Raw genomic sequence first — 384 nt, 5'->3', positions numbered from 1 at the left:
GATGTGTATAAGTGTCAGGTATAATTACTATTTAATTTTCTAGATACCTGTATAGCGTGGATTTGCTAATCCCTGTTTCATCTTTTATTTGAACGAGACTATACTCTCCACTTTGATACATGACTATCGCACGTTTTACATTTTTGTCAGGTTTTCTGGGTCGTCCAGGAGTGATTCCTTTTTGTTTTGCTTCATATAAACCTTTTTTTGTTTTTTCACTTATCACGTCACTTTGAAAATTAACAAGATGATTTACAATATAGCCGAATGGATATCCAGCTGTATTGCTTGTATCAATTCCCTCAGTAAGAGATTGAAAATAAGCACCTTTCCTATCAATGTTTTCTATTAACTCCACTAGATGGCGTGTTGAATCAGCTAATG

At 34.1% G+C, this 384-nt stretch carries 1 protein-coding gene; it reads right to left on the bottom strand.

Features of this window, described 5'->3' with window-relative positions:
* Positions 1–31: 31 nt before the first annotated feature.
* On the bottom strand, positions 32–384 hold a 353-nt coding region (locus KI369_RS27220), incomplete at its 5' end, for a recombinase family protein (RefSeq protein WP_212958701.1).

Origin of the sequence: Bacillus sanguinis (assembly GCF_018332475.1) — a bacterium.
In the GTDB taxonomy this organism is placed as follows: domain Bacteria; phylum Bacillota; class Bacilli; order Bacillales; family Bacillaceae_G; genus Bacillus_A; species Bacillus_A sanguinis.
The sequence above is the reverse complement of the archived record's forward strand: the minus strand, read 5'-3'. Positions and strand labels throughout refer to the sequence as shown.